Origin of the sequence: Roseicyclus marinus (genome assembly GCF_036322625.1) — a bacterium.
Lineage (GTDB): Bacteria > Pseudomonadota > Alphaproteobacteria > Rhodobacterales > Rhodobacteraceae > Roseicyclus > Roseicyclus marinus_A.
The window spans coordinates 2,452,998-2,468,249 of record NZ_AP027266.1 but is presented as its reverse complement, the minus strand read 5'-3'; the positions used below and the strand labels follow the sequence as shown (position 1 = coordinate 2,468,249).

Sequence of the window (15,252 nt, the reverse complement as noted above, 5' to 3'; positions counted from 1 at the left end):
GGGGTGCACAAGCCCCGCCGCTTCGCGGTAGGATCGAAGGGATGTGTAAAAGGGGGCGATGATGCGGTGGGTTTTTCGCGCGTTCGGTGGGTTGGTGGTCGTTGCGGTCCTGATGTTCGGGGCCTTGTTCGCAGTGCCCGCCGACAGGATCGCCTCGGTCGCGGCGGACCGGCTGTCGCAGACGCTGGGCCGCGAGGTGCGCCTGTCGGGCGAGGTGCGCCCGACGCTCTGGCCCTATCTGGGTGTCCGGGCCGAAGGACTGCGCGTCGGCAATCCCGATTGGGCGGGCGATGCGCCCTTGATCGCCGCCGAAGCGCTCAGCCTGCGCGTGCCATGGTCCGCGGCGCTGGCCGGTGAGGTTCGGATCGAGGAAATCACGCTGATCGCGCCCGAGATCACGCTGGTCCGGGCCGCCGATGGCCGCGTCAGCTGGAGCTTTGACGCGGCGGGCGTGCCGGAAGGGGTCGCGCCCTCCAGCAGCACGGCAGAGCCCGCGCCCGGCACCACAACCACACCGACCGCCGATGCCGAGCGGGTTCTTGCCGTCACGGCGGCGGAAATCAGCGGTGGCCGGTTCACCTATCTCGATCAGGGGAGCGGGGATCGGCTCAGCATCGACGATCTGGACGCGCGATTGAGCCTGCCCGCCGAGGGCGCGGCCACCATCGCGGGCAGCGCCACGGTCAACGGTACCGCGCTGGATCTCGACGCCCGGATCGGCGATCCGCGCCGCCTGTCCGGGGGCGGAATTTCCGCGATCACGGCTGCGCTGGACTGGGCCGGGGGCGCGGCGCGGTTCGACGGGCAGGCGGGGCTGCACCCCTCCTTTGCGGGTGATCTGGACATCGACGCGACGGATCTGGGGCCATTGCTGGCGATCCTCGGGGCCGCGATGCCCGACCTGCCCCAAGGCTATGGCCGTGATCGGCTTGCGTTTTCCGGCGAGGTCACGCTGACGGCGGAGGGGTCTTTGCACCTGAGGGGGGGCGCGCTCGGGCTTGACGATACCGCCTTGGCGCTGGACCTCGACGTGACGCCGGGGGCCGACCGGCCCATGGTGCGCGGTGCCATCAGCGGCGCGAGGCTCGCCCTGCCCGACGCGGGCGGCGCGGCACCGGCACCGGCGTCCGGCGGTGGCGCCACGGCAAGCGGCTCCGGGACAAGTGGCGCTGGTGCGGCGGCGGCTTCCGCGTCGGGCTGGTCGCGCGCGCCCATCGATGTTTCGGGCCTGTTCGCGGTCGATGCCGAGCTGGTTCTTGCCGTCGAACGGCTGGAAGGCGCGGGCGTGACGCTTGGCCCGGCGCGTCTGCGCGCGGGGTTGAACGCGGGGCGGCTGGTTCTCGATATCGAGCGGATCGGGACCTATGGCGGTGTTCTGGCAGGTCAGTTCGTGGTCAATGGTCGGGGCGGATTGTCGGTGCGGACCGACCTGATCCTTGCCGATGTCGATCTCAATCCCTTGCTTGCGGATCTTGCCGGTTACGACCGGCTCGAGGGGCGCGGGAGCCTTGGTTTACAGGTGCTTGGCGTGGGCAACGACATGGCCACGCTGATGTCGAGCCTTGAGGGCGAAGGCGATTTCGCGCTGGGCACCGGGGCGATCCGGGGGCTGGATCTGGCGGGGATGATCCGCAATTTCGACCCGTCCTTCCGGGGGGAGGGTGCGCGCACGGTCTATGACGGGGTCAGCGCCAATGTCACCTTTTCGCAGGGGGTTATGAGCAATGACGATCTGCGGCTCGACGCGCCATGGGGCGAGGTCACGGGGGCGGGTCGGGTGAACATCGGCGCGCAGACGCTGGATTACCGGCTGACGCCTGCCGTGCTGCGCGCAGAGGCCGGCGCGGCCTTGCGCGTGCCGATCCTGATCACCGGATCCTGGGCCGATCCGAGCATCCGTCCGGACCTGGAATTCCTTGCAGAGCAAGAACTTGCCGAAGAAGCCGCGCGGCTCGAGGCGGAAGCGCGGGCGCGGCTTGACGCGGAGGCTGCGCGGTTGGAGGAAGAGGCGCGCAACCGGATCAACGAGGCGTTGGGAACGCAATTCGACGCGACGACCACCGAGGAGGCGGCGCGCGACGAGTTGGAGCGCCGCTTGCGCGAAGAGGCGGAACAGCAACTTCTGCGCCTGTTGGGGCGCAACTGACCGGGGAATGGCGATGCGTGTCTTGAGGGGTCTTGCGGCGGTTCTGGCCGTATGTGTCGTGGCGGCTTGCGGGGGCGGACAAGAGAGCGGGGGGGCGCAGAGTGGGCCCGCGGGTCTTTATCCCGGCGAGACGCCGCAGATGCGCGCGCTGGTTGAGCGTTACGCGCAAGTCCATGATATTCCAGAGGCTTTGCTGCATCGCGTGATCCAGCGCGAAAGCGATTACCGGGCCGATGCGCGCAATGGTCCCTATTGGGGGCTGATGCAGATCCTGCCGCAGACGGCCAGTTCGATGGGTTTTGAAGGGCCGCCCGAACGGCTGCTCGATCCGGAGGTGAACCTGACCTATGCGGGGCGCTACCTGCGCGGCGCGTGGCTGGTGTCGGATGGCGATATCGACGAGGCGGTGATGTGGTATGCGCGGGGATATTACTTCGAGGCGCGCGACCGCTGCCTTTTGGTCGAGACCGGGTTGAACGACCGCGAGATTGCCCGGCATTGCCGGTGAGGGGCGTCGGTTTTGGGTCGGGATGCCGTAGGGAAAGCGTCGTGCATCCGTAACGACAGCTCTCACACCGCCAAAGCCCGGTGCCCCCGGCCGGGCCCGAGGCGGAAACCGCCATCCCGATGGGATATCCCGCGCGGGGCGGATGGACATTTCCGGCAGGTCCGGCCCTAGATGGCGGCGCGGTCGCAAGCCGGACCATCAAGGGGGGATCATGAGCGTCATCACATATCTGACCGATATCGAATTCGGGCCCGGCGCGATCGCCGAGGTCGCCGGGCGGCTGGAGCGCCTGGGCGTGACACGCCCCTTGCTCGTGTCCGATCACGGCGTGGCGGCGGCGGGTCTGGTGGCGCGCATCCGGCCCTATCTGCCGCAGGAGGTGGCGACATTCCTTGACGTGCCGTCGAACCCGACGGAGGAGGCGGTGCTCGCGGCGCTCGATCTCTACCGCGCGCAGGGCTGTGACGGGGTGGTGGCGCTGGGCGGCGGGTCGCCCATCGATCTGGCCAAGGCCGTGGCCTTGCTGGCGCGCCATGACGGCCCGCTGGCGCAGTTCGCGCTGATCGAAGGCGGCTTGGCCCGGATCACGGCCGCGGTCGCGCCGGTCATCGCGGTGCCGACGACCGCGGGCACCGGGTCGGAGGTGGGGCGCGCGGCGCTGATCACGCTCGCCGATGGCCGCAAGCTGGGGATCGTGAGCCCGCATCTGATCCCCAAGGCCGCGATCTGCGACCCGGAGCTGACGCTGGGGATGCCGCAGGCGCTGACCGCTGCCACGGCGCTCGATGCGCTGTCGCATTGTCTGGAAACCTACCTGTCGCCCCGCGACAACCCGCCGGCCGAAGCCATCGCGCTGGACGGGGCGGCGCGGATCTGGGGGCATGTCCTGCGGGCCTTCGAGGATGGCAGGGATCTGGCGGCGCGGCATGCGTTGATGATGGGGTCCTTGCAGGGCGGTCTGACATTCCAGAAAGGGTTGGGTGCGGTCCATGCGCTGTCCCATGCGCTGGGCGGCTTGAAATCGCCCAACCTGCATCACGGCACGCTCAATGCGATCCTGATGCCTGCGGTCATGCGGATGAACCGCCCCGCCGCGCCGGAGAAATTCGCCCGGATCGAAAAGGCGCTGGATCTGCCGCCCGGCGGGCTGGAGGAGGCGCTGGAGGCGTTGAACCGGCGATTGGGGATACCCGTGGGCCTCAAGACGCTGGGCCTGCGCGAAGAGCAGTTCGAGATCGTCATTCGCGGCGCGCTGGCCGATCACAGCCACCCCACCAACCCCGCCCCCCTGACCGCCGAGGATTATGCCAGCCTGCTTGAGGCGGTCCATGTCTGAGGGCGGGGCGGCGCATATCACGAAGGGACAGGGCAGATGAGCGGACCCCAGATCGATCCGGCCATCATCGCGGAGCTTGCGCCCACGGGCCGGTTGCGCGCGGGCATCAACACCGGGAATTTCCTGCTGGTGAGCGGGCAGGGGGCGGATGGCAGGCCCTATGGCGTGTCGCCCGATGTGGCCGCCGAGATCGCGGGCAGGTTGGGTGTGCCGCTCGATCTGGTGTCCTATCCCGACCCGGGGCTTCTGGCCGATGCGGCGGAGCGCGGGGAATGGGATATCGGCAATATCGGGGCCGAGCCGCAGCGGGCGCGCACCATCGCCTTTACCGCCGCCTATTGCGAGATCGAGGCGACCTACCTGGTGCCTGCGGGGTCGCCCATCACGCGCATCGAGGAGGTCGACCGGCCCGGCCACCGGATCGCCACCAAGGGGCGGGCGGCCTATGGGCTATGGCTGGAAAACAACCTGCGCCACGCGGAGCTGGTGCGGACCGAGAGCATCGACAGCTCGTTCGATGTTTTCGTCGAACAGGGGCTTGAGGCGTTGGCGGGATTGCGGCCCCGGCTGATCGCGGATGTGGCGCGCCTGCCCGGGGCGCGGATCCTCGATGGACAATTCAGCGCCGTGCAGCAATCCGTGGGCACGCCGCGCGGCAATGCGCGGGCGGCAGCCTGGCTGGCCGATGTGGTGGAAGAGCTCAAGGCTTCGGGCTTTATCGCCGCGCGCATCGCCCATCACGGCGTCAAGGGTTTGAGCGTCGCGCCACCGGCCTGACGCGCCGGGGCCGGATCAGGTGAGCGCGGCCTCGAGCCAGGCGGCGGCGCCAAGAAGCCTTTGGTCGCTGCCCGGCCCCCCCACAAGCTGCACCCCGATGGGCAGGCCCAGCGGCCCCGTGCCGGTGGGCAGGTGCAGGGCGGGACCACCAAGCAGCGTCCAGACGCGGTTGAACTGCGGATCGCCCGTGCCGGTGCTGGCCAGGGGCGCTTCGCCCGGGGCGCTGAGGGTGAGGAGGGCATCGAACGGGGCCATCACAGCGTTCAGGGCAGCGCCCAGCGTCTGGCGTGTGTCGAGGGCGGCCAGATAGGTCGCAGCATCCATCGGGGCCGCCGCATCGAGATAGGCGCGCAAGGGATCGCTGAGGAGGTCGGGGTGAACCCGCCGCTCATGGGCGAGCGCGCGGACGCCTTCCCAGGCCATGATGGTTTTCTGCGCGGCCATCAGCGGGTGCCAGCCATGGTCGCCGGTCAGGGTTTCGACCGTCGCGCCGGCCGCAGCGGCGGCCTGGGCCACGCGCTCAAGCTCGGCCAGAACGCAAGGATCGGCGCTTGTCGCATCGGGTGTCGGCCAGAGCGCGAAGCGGGGCGTGCGGGGCATGGGGGGCTGCATCAGGTCGGCGCGGCCTGCCATGACGCCGACGAAAAGCGCGGCATCGGCCACGTTTTTGGCAAAGCCGCCGATCGTGTCGAGCGTTTCGGCAAAGAGCGACAGGCCGCTGCGGCTGATCGTGGCGAAGCTGGGCTTGTAGCCCACGACCCCGCAAAAGGCGGCGGGACGGATGATGGAGCCCGCCGTCTGCGTGCCGGTCGCAAGGCTGGCCCCGCCCGCGGCAACCGTCGCGGCCGACCCGCTGGAGGAGCCGCCGGGCGTATGGGCGGTGTTGCGCGGGTTGCGGGTTGGGCCGGGGGTCAGATGGGCGAATTCCGTGGTCACCGATTTGCCGATGACAAGGCCGCCTGCCGCGCGAATCGCGGCGACCGCCGCCGCATCGCGGGTCGGACGCCTGCCCGCGTGGATCGGGGAGCCGCAGGCGGTGGGCATGTCGCCCGTGTCGAAGATATCCTTGATCGCCACGGTATGGCCGCTGAGGGGGCCATGGGTGCCGGTTCGGTCGAGCCTCTGCGCCTCGGCCAGGGCGATGTCGGGGTCGAGGCAGGCATAGGCGTGAAGCCTGCTCTCGTCTTGGGTGATGCGGTCGAGCGCGGTCTTGGCGAGCATGAGGGTGGACATCGCGATCTCCGGATCAGGGCGGGTGGCCGGGACGATAGAGCATGTCGCGCAGAAGTGGGAACGGGTTTTGCGCTTTCCGGAGATGCGAAATCAACAGGTTGGAGCGCGGCGCGTGACGGCGCACGAAGGCTGTGCGCTGCAACGCCCGGTTTGCCTTTGGGCCAGATCCGGGCGTAAAGCTTTGGGGAAAGACAGGATCAGGAACGGGGTGGGGCAATGAGGGTTGCAACGGCGATCATCGGGTTGGGCATCATGGGACGGCGGATGCTGGAGCATATGCTGCGCCATCCCGGATACGAGGTGGTCGCGATCTGGGACCCGGACCCGCGGGCCTGCGAGGCGGCGCTGGCGCTTGCGCCGGATGTGCCCGTTGCGGCCAGTGCCGAAGCCGCGATGGAGCGGGCGGAGCTGGTCTATCTGGCCTGCCCGCCGGTGCCCCGAAAGGCCCATGCGCTGACAGCGCTTGGTGCGGGCAAGGGGGTGTTTCTCGAAAAGCCGCTGGGCGTCGATCTGGCCGAAAGCGAGGCGCTGGTCGCGGCCTGCCGGGCAAGCGGGCGTCCGGCGGCGGTGAATTTCACCCAAGCCGCCGGTGCCGCCCTGACCGGCGTTTCACAAGCGGCGCGCAGCGGTGCCTTGGGCGATCTTTTGGGGGTGGATATCGTCGTGACCTATGCCGACTGGCCCCGCAGCTGGCAAAAGGCGGCCGATTGGCTGCGGTTCCGCGAGGAAGGCGGGATGACGCGGGAGGTCATCTCGCATTTCCTGTTCTTTTCGGAGCGTATCCTTGGCCCCTTGTCGCTGGTCTGGGCAAGGCCGTCCTATCCGGCGGATGCGCGGCTGTGCGAGACGCATATGCTGGCGCGGCTGGAGACGGCGGAGGGTCTGCCCGTGACGGTCATGGCAAGCGTCGGCGGCGCGCAGCCCGACCGGCAGGAGCTGACCGTCAAGGGAACGCGGAGCAGCCGGCGGGTCACCGATTTCTACGTCGATGCAAGCTCGGATGGCGGCCCGTTCGCGGAGCTGTCCGAACGCCCCGCCGATCCGCGCGCCGTGAGCCTGAGGGCGCAGCTGGACGATCTGTTGCTGTGCATGGCGGGCAAGCCCAACCGGCTGGCCACGCCCGAGGAGGCGCTGCGCGTCCAGACGCTGATCGAGGGCATGCTGCGCGGCGCGGGGTGACGCACCGGGCAAGGCGGTTCTGCCGGGATGAGGTGGGGCGGCGGGATCGGTCGCCGCGCCACGCGCCACGGAGGATAAAGCGCCTTAGCGCCGCCGGTCGCGGCGGGAGGACATCGGCTGGAAGGCCACGCCGACATGCGCCTCGCAATAGGGTTTGCCCTGTTGCACGGGCAGGCCGCAGAAATAGAAATCCTCGGTCGCGGGGTCGCCGATGGGCCATTTGCAGGTGCGTTCGGTCAGTTCCATCAGGCTGATGCGCTTGGCCGATTTCTCGACCTCCTGCACCTTGGCGAGCGCTTCGGGGCTGATTTCATTGGCCGAAGGCTGCGGCGGCAGCGGCTGGCCCGCGGGCACGATGGGCTTGCGCAGCGGCGTCACGTTGGAGGGGCGCGGCGCGGGTTCGGGTTCGCTCACCGCTTCGGGGGTGTCGAGATCGGCGGGCGTGGCGCGCGGCTCGGCCTTGCGGGGCTTGGGGGCTGCGGTCGCGGCCTCGGGTTCGGGGGCTGCGGCCTCGGGCTTGTTGGGGGCGGGGGTCGCGGTCTGGGTGCCGCCGCCCGCGCGGTTCGACAGGCCAAGGCGATGGACCTTGCCGATGACGGCATTGCGCGTCACACCGCCCAGTTCCTTGGCGATCTGGCTGGCCGATTGACCCTCGGTCCACATCTTTTTCAGCAACTCGACCCGTTCGTCGGTCCAGGACATGCCCGTCTCCTGCTTTGTCGGCCATCGCGGCCCGCCCAAGACCCAGCCATATGGCGGCTTTCGGCCCGGAATTGAAGCCCCATTCTATAGGCGTGAGGTCGCGGTGCAAGGGCTGGCAATGCGTCAGTCCCTGCGCCGGTGCACGGTTTCGCGCCAGGCCAGAAGCGCCGCGCCCGCGATGATGGTCGCGGCCCCCCCAAGGCTGAGGGGCGAGGGGATCACGCCAAAGAGCAGCGCATCATAGAGCGCGGCAAAGACCAGCGTCAGATAGGAAAAGGGCGTGATGAAGCTGGCATCGGCACGCGCCAGCGCATTGATGAAGAACCCCTGCGCGCAGGCCATGACAAGCCCGATGCCGACCATGCCCGCCCATTGCGCGGGGGTGGGCGTCTGCCAGACCCAAAGCGCGGCACAGGCGGCGATGGCCAGACCCATGGAATTGTTCACGACAAGGATCTGGAGCGGCTTTTCGCGGCCCGAGAGGCGTTTCATGAAGATCAGCTCCAACCCCAGCGCCAGCGCCGCCCCGAGCGCCAGAAGCGCGCCTGCCTGCATCGCCGACGTGCCGGGACGGATCAGGATCATCGCGCCCGCGATCGCGATGACGGCGGCCAGCCAGCGCCAGGGTCCGACCCGTTCGCCCAGGATCGGGATGGCCAGCAGCATGGCAAAGACCGGGTTCACGAAGGAAATCGCGATCGCATCGGAGAGCGGGATCGCGGCGGCGGCGGCGAACATGAGCGTGACGCCCGACCAGCCGCAGAGCGTGCGGGCGGCATGGGTCTTGAGGTCGGGCCGGGTCAGGCGCGGGCGGCGCAGCGCCAGCACGGTCATGATCGCGATCCAGGCAAAGAGAAAGCGCCCGAAGCTGACCTGCATCGGGTGCAGCGGGGGCCCCAGCGCATCGGTGCCGAGCGCCTTGGCGATCAGCGTGGTGCCCGCCAGAAGCGCCGTGGCGCAGAGCATCAGCGCAACCGCCAGCCCCGGTGCGGGCCGGTGAAGCGCCGGTGGCAGAGCGGCGGGCGGGATCGGTCCGGGAACGGGGGCCATGGAGGTTCTCCGCAGGGGGCGGTGCGCGATCTGTGTGCTATCGTGAGGCCGGGCACAAGCGGTAGAGGCAGGACGGAGGCATCGGGCCATGAAACGCATCGTCATCCTGTGCGATGGCACCTGGAACGGGTCCGAGACGGCGATGCCCACCAACGTGGTGCGGCTCGCGCGGGCGATGAAGCCCGTGGGGGATGACGGCATCGTGCAGGTGCCGATCTACCTGGCGGGTGTCGGCACGGGGCAGGGGGTGACGCGCGCCGCGCGGGTGAGCGACCGGGTGCTGGGCGGGGCCTTTGGCTGGGGGCTGATGGAGAATGTCATCGCGGCCTACCGGCATCTCGTGTTTCTCTACGAGCCGGGCGACGAGATCTACGTTTTCGGCTTTTCGCGGGGGGCCTATACGGCGCGGTCGCTGGTGGGGTTCTTGCGGTCCACGGGCATCATCGACCGCGACCGGATGCATCTGTTGCCCGAGGCCGAGGCGCGCTATCGCAAGCGGCGCGATCCACGCACCCATCCTAATTCCAGCCAGAGCCATGAATTCCGCGCCCGCCTGTCGCTGCGCGTGGTCACCGGGCAGTCCGAGGCCGATTGGCGCCTGATCGAAGGCATGCCCGAAGCGCCCCGGCTGCGTGTCGCCTATCTGGGCGTCTGGGATACGGTCGGCGCGCTGGGCGTGCCCCGGCATCTGGCGGTCGCGCCGCTCTTGAATGGGGAGAGCTACCAGTTTCACGACACCGACCTGTCGAGCCTTGTCGTCAGCGCGCGCCATGCCATCGCGCTCGACGAACGCCGCCGGACGTTCGAGCCTGCGCGCTGGAGCAACCTCGACCGTCTGAACGGGGACCGCCGGGGCGAGGATGCGCCCTACCAGGAGCGGTTCTTTGCCGGCGATCACGGATCGGTCGGGGGTGGGGGCGATATCCTCGATCTGTCGAATATCGCGCTCGAATGGGTCGCGGAGGGGGCGCGGGCGGCGGGTCTCGGCCTTGACGGGCAGGAGATGGCGCAGATCCGCAGGGCGCAGAACCCCCATGGCCCGTTGCGCAATGTCCGGGTGGCGCCCGGGGGCGTCGTCGATTGGCTCACGCGGCGCAACCCCAGGGATCGCGCGGGGCCCGACAGGGTGGAGGAGCTGCACCCGAGCGTCCATCTGCGCTGGGCGGCCGAGGCCAAGGGCGCGGGATTCCGGCCCTATCGTCCCGGCAGCCTTGCGCATCTGGCGGCGGAGCTGGCCGCGATCCATGCCCCGAGGCTGGAGGGGGAGGGGTAGGGGCCGGGTGAGCCCTCAGACCCCGAGGCACCAGCGCATCACGGCCTTTTGCGCGTGAAGCCGGTTTTCCGCCTCGTCGAAGACCACCGATTGCGGGCCGTCCATGACGGCATCGGTCACTTCCTCGTTCCGGTGCGCGGGCAGGCAATGCATGAAGAGCGCATCGGGTTTTGCATGTTTCATCAGCGCCTCGTTCACCTGGTAGGGGCGCAGCTGGTTGTGGCGGCGTTCGCGGGTGGTCTGGCTGTCATGCATCGACACCCAGGTGTCGGTGACGACCAGATCGGCCCCCGCCACGGCGCGGGCCGGGTCGCGGATGATCTCGACATTGGCACCCTTGGCGCGCGCCTCTTCCAGGAAGACCCGTTCGGGGTCGAGCGGTTCGGGGCCGGAAAAGGTCAGGTCGAAGCCGAATTGCCCCGCCGCATGGGCGAAGCTGGCAAAGACATTGTTGCCGTCGCCGCACCAGACGACCTTTTTGCCGGCGATGGGGCCGCGATGTTCCTCGTAGGTGAGGATATCGGCCATGATCTGGCAGGGATGGGTGCGGTTCGTGAGCCCGTTGATCACGGGGACGGTGGCGTGATCGGCCATTTCGAGCAGCACGTCTTCCTCGTAGGTGCGCAGCATGATCATGTCGACATAGCGCGACAGAACCCGGGCCGTGTCGGCGATGGTCTCGCCATGGCCGAGCTGCATCTCGGAGCCGGTGAGGACCATGGTCTGCCCGCCCATCTGCCGCACGCCCATGTCGAAGCTGACGCGGGTGCGGGTGGAGGGTTTCTCGAAGATCAGCGCGACCATGCGCCCGGCCAGCGGCTGGGTGTCGTCGGGCGCGCCCTTGGGCCTGCCTGCGCGCGCGGCTTTCATCGCGGCGGCCTGGTCGATCATGGCGCGCAATTCGGTGGGCGCTGTCTTGTTGATGTCGAGGAAATGGGTCATCGGCGGTGCCTTTCGGCTGGCGGCGGGCGCCGGGGGGCCAGCCCCCCGGACCCCCGGGATATTTGCGAAACGAAGAAGGGATCAGGCCGCCGCGATCTTTCGGCTGACGGCGGTGGCGGCGGCATCGAGACGGTTGATGCCTTGCGCGATTTCCTCTTCGGTGATGGTGAGCGCGGGCAGGATGCGCAGGACATTGTCGGCGGCGGGCACGGTCAGGACGGCCTCGTCATAGCCTGCGGCGACGATATCGGTATTGGGCGCGCGGCATTTGAGGCCGAGCATCAGGCCCGAGCCGCGCACGGCTTCGAAGACATCGGGATGGGCGGCGACGAGCCCCTCGAGTTTCTGGCGCAGGAAGCCCGCTTTCTGGCGCACCTCCTCGAGGAAGCCGGGCTTGGTGATTTCGTCCATCACCGCGACGCCCACCGCGCAGCCCAGGGGATTGCCGCCATAGGTCGAGCCATGGGTGCCCGCCGTCATGCCGCGCGCGGCCTTTTCCGTGGCAAGGAGCGCGCCGAGCGGGTAGCCGCCGCCGATGCCCTTGGCGACCATCATGATATCGGGCGCGATGCCCGCCCATTCATGCGCGAAAAGCCGCCCCGTGCGCCCCACGCCGCACTGGATCTCGTCGAAGATCAGGAGAAGGCCGTATTCGTCGCAGAGATCGCGCAACCCCTTGAGGCAGGCGTCGGGCAGGGTGCGGATGCCGCCCTCGCCCTGCAGCGGTTCGACCATGATCGCGCCCACGTCGGGGGCCTGTGCCGCTTCGCGCAGCGCGTCATGGTCGCCGAAGGGCAGGTGCCGGAAGCCGGGCAGGAGCGGGCCGAACCCCTTGGTCAGTTTCTCCGATCCCGCCGCCGAAATCGCGGCGATCGAGCGGCCGTGGAAGGCACCCTCGAAGGTCAGGATCGTGGTGCGCTCGGGCGTGTCGCTGTCGGCCCAGTATTTGCGCGTCATCTTGACGGCCAGTTCCGTCGCCTCGGTCCCCGAATTGCAGAAAAAGACCGTGTCGGCGAAAGTGTGTTCGACAAGCCGTTCGGCCAGCGCCTCCTGCTGGGGCACAACATAGAGGTTCGACGTGTGCCAGAGCGCGTTCGCCTGATCGGTCAGCGCCTTGACCAGCGCCGGATGCCCGTGGCCGAGCGACATGACCGCGATGCCGGAGGCGAAATCGAGGAACCGTCGCCCATCGGCCTCCACCATCCACGAGCCTTCGCCCTTCACGAAGGACAGCTTGGCGCGGTTGTAGCTGGGCAGGACAGGCGAGATCATCTCCGTCTCCATGACTGGACTGAAAGGCCCTGCATTGCGCAGGGAATGGCCCAAGTCAATTGACGGAAGCTGATGGGGTCAAGTGGGCAACGTGATGGAGGCCAGCTTCTCTGTTTCAAAAATATCCCGGGGGAGCCCCAAGGGGGCGGGGGCAGAGCCCCCTCTTCACGCCACCTCGGAGAGCGCGACCTTGGGGGTCACACCCAGCGCCGCGCAGACATCGCGGGTCAGGTCGGGGGCGTTGAGCGTGTAGAAATGCAGATCCTCCACCCCGCCCGCGATCAGGTCGCTGCAAAGCTCAGTCGCAAGCGCGGTGGCCAGAAGCTGCTCACGCCCGTCGCGGCCCGCCTTGTCGAAGGCTTCGTCGAGCCATGCGGGGATCGGCGTGCCGCACATTTCGGCGAATTTGCGCACGCCCTTCCAGGAATTGATCGGCAAGATGCCGGGGATGATGGGGGCATGGATCCCCGAAGCCGCACAGGCATCGCGGAAGCGGAAGAAGGTTTCGGCCTCGAAGAAGAACTGCGTGATGGCCGAGGAGGCGCCCGCGTCGATCTTGCGCTTCAGGAAATCGACGCAATCCTGCATCGATTGCGCTTCGGGATGCGGGTCGGGATAGGCGCCGACGCGCAGGTGGAACTTGCCGGTCTTGGCCAGCGCCTCGATCAATTCGATGGAATTGGCGAAACCCTCGGCATGGGGGGTGAAGCGGCCCTGGCCTTTGGGCGGGTCGCCGCGGAGCGCCACGATCTGGGTCACGCCGGCCGCCGCATAGCTTTCCGCGATCTCGAGTGTTTCCTCGCGCGTCGCATCTACACAGGTCAGATGCGCCGCGACCTCGACCCCGTAATTGGCATGGATCGTCTTGACCGCGTCATGGGTCAGCGCCCGCGTGGTGCCGCCCGCGCCATAGGTGACCGAGACGAAGGTCGGGGCCAAGGGCGACAGGACGTTCAGCGTGTCCCACAGGCGGAACGAAGCCTCCAGCGATTTGGGCGGGAAGAATTCGAAGGAAACGCGGGGCGTAACGGGGGACATGGCGATTCTGATCCTTGATGTGTCGCCATCGGATGTCGCATAGAGTATGCCTTGCGACAAATTCATAATCTTCAAGATCAATATGAGTTTCACATGCATCTCGAGTTTCGCCACCTGCGCACGATCAAGGCCATCCACGAGGAGGGCGGGCTGGCGCGTGCCGCCGACCGGCTGCACATCACGCAAAGCGCGCTGTCCCACCAGATCAAGGGGTTGGAGGATCAGGCGGGGCTGGAATTGTTCGTGCGCCGCTCCAAGCCCATGAAGCTCTCGGCGGCGGGGATGAAGCTCTTGCGGCTTGCCGAGGAGGTGTTGCCGCGCATTGCAGCGCTGGAGGAGGAATTCGACAGCCTGCGCAAGGGCAAGTCGGGGCGGCTGCATATCGCCATCGAATGCCATGCCTGTTTCGACTGGCTCTTGCCGGTGCTGGAGGCCTTTCGCATCGGCTGGGCCGATATCGATGTCGACATCCGCCCCGGTCTGCAGTTCGAGGCGCTGCCCGCCCTGATGCGGGAGGAGGTGGACCTCGTCGTCTCGTCCGATCCGGAGAAGCTTTCGGGCGTCGATTTCACGCCCTTGTTCGATTACGAGCCGGTCTTTGTCTGTGCCGCCGATCATCCGTTGGCGGCAAAACCCTGGATCGAGGCCGAGGATTTCGTCGATCAGGCGCTGATCACCTATCCGGTGGACCGCGCGCGGCTGGATGTGTTCAGCCAGTTGCTGTTCCCGGCGGGGGTGGAGCCGAAATCGATCCGGCAGGTGGAATTGTCCGCCGTGATCCTGCTTTTGGTCGCGTCCGGGCGCGGGGTTGCTGTTTTGCCCGATTGGGTGGTGCGCGACACGGGCAAGCACCCGTCGCTCGTCACGCGGCGGCTGACGGAAAAGGGCATCACGCGGCGGCTTTACGGGGCGACGCGGTCCGAGGATACGGCCAAGCCCTTCATGGCGCAGATGCTGCGGCTTTGCCGGACCGAGCCGCCCAAGCTGCAACGCGCATGAGGCCCCCGCGTCATCCGTTTCTCGACCATCCGCGCCCCTTGGCGGTGGCCCATCGCGGCGGCTCGCTCGAGGCGGAAGAGAACACGATGGCGGCCTTCGCCCGCGCGGTGGGCCTGGGCTATACCCATGTGGAGACCGATGTGCATGCGACGCGCGACGGTGTGGCGGTGATCCACCATGATGCGACGCTTGCGCGGATGACGGGCGATCCGCGCGCCATCGCCGATCTGGATTGGGCCGACCTGGCGCGGGTCCGCACCCATGGCGGGGCCGCGATCCCGCGGGCGGAGGAGCTTTTGGCCGCCTTTCCGTCGCTTCGGGTCACATTCGAGTTGAAATGCGACCGTGTGGCGGGGCCCTTGGCCGAGGTGATCGGCCGGGCCGATGCCTTGGACAGGGTCTGTGTCGGGTCCTTTTCCGCGGCGCGCACGGCGGCTGTCCGGGCGCTCTTGGGGCCGGGTCTGTGCTGGTCGCCCGCGCAGGGCGGGGTTCTGGCCCTGTGGCTGGCGGGCTGGGGTCTGCCCATCCCGCGCCCCGATTTCGGCCTGGTGCAGGTGCCCCCCGTCCACAAGGGCATCGCGGTCGTCACCCCGCGCCTGATCCGGGCGGCGGTGCGGCGCGGGATCGATGTGCAGGTCTGGACGGTCGATGATGCGGCCGGGATGGAGCGGCTTGTCGACATGGGGGTGGGCGCGATCATGACCGACCGGCCCAGCCTTTTGCGCGAGGTTCTGATCCGGCGCGGGCAATGGTCGGGCGGGGTGTGATCCCGGCCTGTCGGATCAACCCGCTTGGCA

At 68.4% G+C, this 15,252-nt stretch carries 14 protein-coding genes; 8 read left to right on the top strand and 6 right to left on the bottom strand.

From position 1 onward, the window contains the following. The first annotated feature begins 58 nt into the window (after positions 1-58). From AABA51_RS11750 to AABA51_RS11735, 4 genes are all read left to right on the top strand, one after another. Positions 59-2,146, top strand: a complete 2,088-nt coding sequence (locus AABA51_RS11750; RefSeq protein WP_338272072.1) for an AsmA family protein — start codon at positions 59-61, stop codon at positions 2,144-2,146. Between the two features lie 13 nt (positions 2,147-2,159). Then, positions 2,160-2,654: a transglycosylase SLT domain-containing protein gene (locus tag AABA51_RS11745; RefSeq protein WP_338276559.1), complete on the top strand. Its 495-nt coding sequence runs from the start codon at positions 2,160-2,162 to the stop codon at positions 2,652-2,654. 211 nt (positions 2,655-2,865) lie between these two features. After that, positions 2,866-3,990 carry an iron-containing alcohol dehydrogenase gene (locus AABA51_RS11740; protein ID WP_338272070.1) on the top strand — a complete coding sequence of 375 codons (1,125 nt, stop codon included), beginning with the start codon at positions 2,866-2,868 and terminating at the stop codon, positions 3,988-3,990. A gap of 36 nt (positions 3,991-4,026) precedes the next feature. After that, positions 4,027-4,767: a transporter substrate-binding domain-containing protein gene (locus AABA51_RS11735; RefSeq protein ID WP_338272068.1), complete on the top strand. Its 741-nt coding sequence runs from the start codon at positions 4,027-4,029 to the stop codon at positions 4,765-4,767. Between the two features lie 15 nt (positions 4,768-4,782). Here AABA51_RS11735 and AABA51_RS11730 read toward each other — a convergent pair whose 3' ends face one another. Further along, entirely contained in the window at positions 4,783-6,000 is a 1,218-nt protein-coding gene (locus AABA51_RS11730; protein ID WP_338272066.1) for an amidase, read from the bottom strand. A 216-nt stretch (positions 6,001-6,216) separates the two neighbouring features. On the opposite strand from AABA51_RS11730, the gene AABA51_RS11725 reads away from it, so the two are divergent. Continuing rightward, complete coding sequence (locus AABA51_RS11725) at positions 6,217-7,179, top strand: Gfo/Idh/MocA family protein (RefSeq protein WP_338272065.1); 963 nt, start codon at positions 6,217-6,219, stop codon at positions 7,177-7,179. A gap of 84 nt (positions 7,180-7,263) precedes the next feature. Here AABA51_RS11725 and AABA51_RS11720 read toward each other — a convergent pair whose 3' ends face one another. Then, entirely contained in the window at positions 7,264-7,881 is a 618-nt protein-coding gene (locus tag AABA51_RS11720) for a GcrA family cell cycle regulator (protein WP_338272064.1), read from the bottom strand. A 123-nt stretch (positions 7,882-8,004) separates the two neighbouring features. Further along, a complete protein-coding gene (locus AABA51_RS11715; RefSeq protein ID WP_425328807.1) occupies positions 8,005-8,931 on the bottom strand; it encodes a DMT family transporter in 927 nt (308 codons plus the stop codon). An 88-nt stretch (positions 8,932-9,019) separates the two neighbouring features. Between AABA51_RS11715 and AABA51_RS11710 the strand changes: the two genes are divergently transcribed. Beyond that, positions 9,020-10,204 carry a DUF2235 domain-containing protein gene (locus AABA51_RS11710; protein ID WP_338272063.1) on the top strand — a complete coding sequence of 395 codons (1,185 nt, stop codon included), beginning with the start codon at positions 9,020-9,022 and terminating at the stop codon, positions 10,202-10,204. A 15-nt stretch (positions 10,205-10,219) separates the two neighbouring features. Here AABA51_RS11710 and argF read toward each other — a convergent pair whose 3' ends face one another. The 3 genes from argF to metF form a co-directional block, all read right to left on the bottom strand. Then, positions 10,220-11,146 carry an ornithine carbamoyltransferase gene (gene argF / locus AABA51_RS11705; RefSeq protein WP_338272062.1) on the bottom strand — a complete coding sequence of 309 codons (927 nt, stop codon included), beginning with the start codon at positions 11,144-11,146 and terminating at the stop codon, positions 10,220-10,222. Between the two features lie 81 nt (positions 11,147-11,227). Further along, complete coding sequence (locus AABA51_RS11700; protein ID WP_338272060.1) at positions 11,228-12,418, bottom strand: aspartate aminotransferase family protein; 1,191 nt, start codon at positions 12,416-12,418, stop codon at positions 11,228-11,230. Positions 12,419-12,583: 165 nt separating this feature from the next. Further along, on the bottom strand, positions 12,584-13,456 hold the full coding sequence (gene metF, locus AABA51_RS11695) for a methylenetetrahydrofolate reductase [NAD(P)H] (protein WP_338272059.1): 873 nt from the start codon (positions 13,454-13,456) through the stop codon (positions 12,584-12,586). Positions 13,457-13,549: 93 nt separating this feature from the next. On the opposite strand from metF, the gene AABA51_RS11690 reads away from it, so the two are divergent. Together AABA51_RS11690 and AABA51_RS11685 are read left to right on the top strand one after the other, a co-directional pair. Next, positions 13,550-14,455: a LysR family transcriptional regulator gene (locus AABA51_RS11690; protein WP_338272057.1), complete on the top strand. Its 906-nt coding sequence runs from the start codon at positions 13,550-13,552 to the stop codon at positions 14,453-14,455. Continuing rightward, positions 14,452-15,222: a glycerophosphodiester phosphodiesterase gene (locus tag AABA51_RS11685; RefSeq protein ID WP_338272055.1), complete on the top strand. Its 771-nt coding sequence runs from the start codon at positions 14,452-14,454 to the stop codon at positions 15,220-15,222. The genes AABA51_RS11690 and AABA51_RS11685 overlap by 4 nt, the downstream gene beginning before the upstream one ends. The last annotated feature ends 30 nt before the right edge of the window (positions 15,223-15,252 follow it).

What these genes read in the sequence shown, in the direction of transcription:
- AABA51_RS11750 (WP_338272072.1), top strand. Translation starts at nt 59, where the DNA reads ATGATGCGGTGGGTTTTTCGCGCGTTCGGTGGGTTGGTGGTCGTTGCG.
- AABA51_RS11745 (WP_338276559.1), top strand. Translation starts at nt 2,160, where the DNA reads ATGCGTGTCTTGAGGGGTCTTGCGGCGGTTCTGGCCGTATGTGTCGTG.
- AABA51_RS11740 (WP_338272070.1), top strand. Translation starts at nt 2,866, where the DNA reads ATGAGCGTCATCACATATCTGACCGATATCGAATTCGGGCCCGGCGCG.
- AABA51_RS11735 (WP_338272068.1), top strand. Translation starts at nt 4,027, where the DNA reads ATGAGCGGACCCCAGATCGATCCGGCCATCATCGCGGAGCTTGCGCCC.
- AABA51_RS11730 (WP_338272066.1), bottom strand. Translation starts at nt 6,000, where the DNA reads ATGTCCACCCTCATGCTCGCCAAGACCGCGCTCGACCGCATCACCCAA.
- AABA51_RS11725 (WP_338272065.1), top strand. Translation starts at nt 6,217, where the DNA reads ATGAGGGTTGCAACGGCGATCATCGGGTTGGGCATCATGGGACGGCGG.
- AABA51_RS11720 (WP_338272064.1), bottom strand. Translation starts at nt 7,881, where the DNA reads ATGTCCTGGACCGACGAACGGGTCGAGTTGCTGAAAAAGATGTGGACC.
- AABA51_RS11715 (WP_425328807.1), bottom strand. Translation starts at nt 8,931, where the DNA reads ATGGCCCCCGTTCCCGGACCGATCCCGCCCGCCGCTCTGCCACCGGCG.
- AABA51_RS11710 (WP_338272063.1), top strand. Translation starts at nt 9,020, where the DNA reads ATGAAACGCATCGTCATCCTGTGCGATGGCACCTGGAACGGGTCCGAG.
- argF (WP_338272062.1), bottom strand. Translation starts at nt 11,146, where the DNA reads ATGACCCATTTCCTCGACATCAACAAGACAGCGCCCACCGAATTGCGC.
- AABA51_RS11700 (WP_338272060.1), bottom strand. Translation starts at nt 12,418, where the DNA reads ATGATCTCGCCTGTCCTGCCCAGCTACAACCGCGCCAAGCTGTCCTTC.
- metF (WP_338272059.1), bottom strand. Translation starts at nt 13,456, where the DNA reads ATGTCCCCCGTTACGCCCCGCGTTTCCTTCGAATTCTTCCCGCCCAAA.
- AABA51_RS11690 (WP_338272057.1), top strand. Translation starts at nt 13,550, where the DNA reads ATGCATCTCGAGTTTCGCCACCTGCGCACGATCAAGGCCATCCACGAG.
- AABA51_RS11685 (WP_338272055.1), top strand. Translation starts at nt 14,452, where the DNA reads ATGAGGCCCCCGCGTCATCCGTTTCTCGACCATCCGCGCCCCTTGGCG.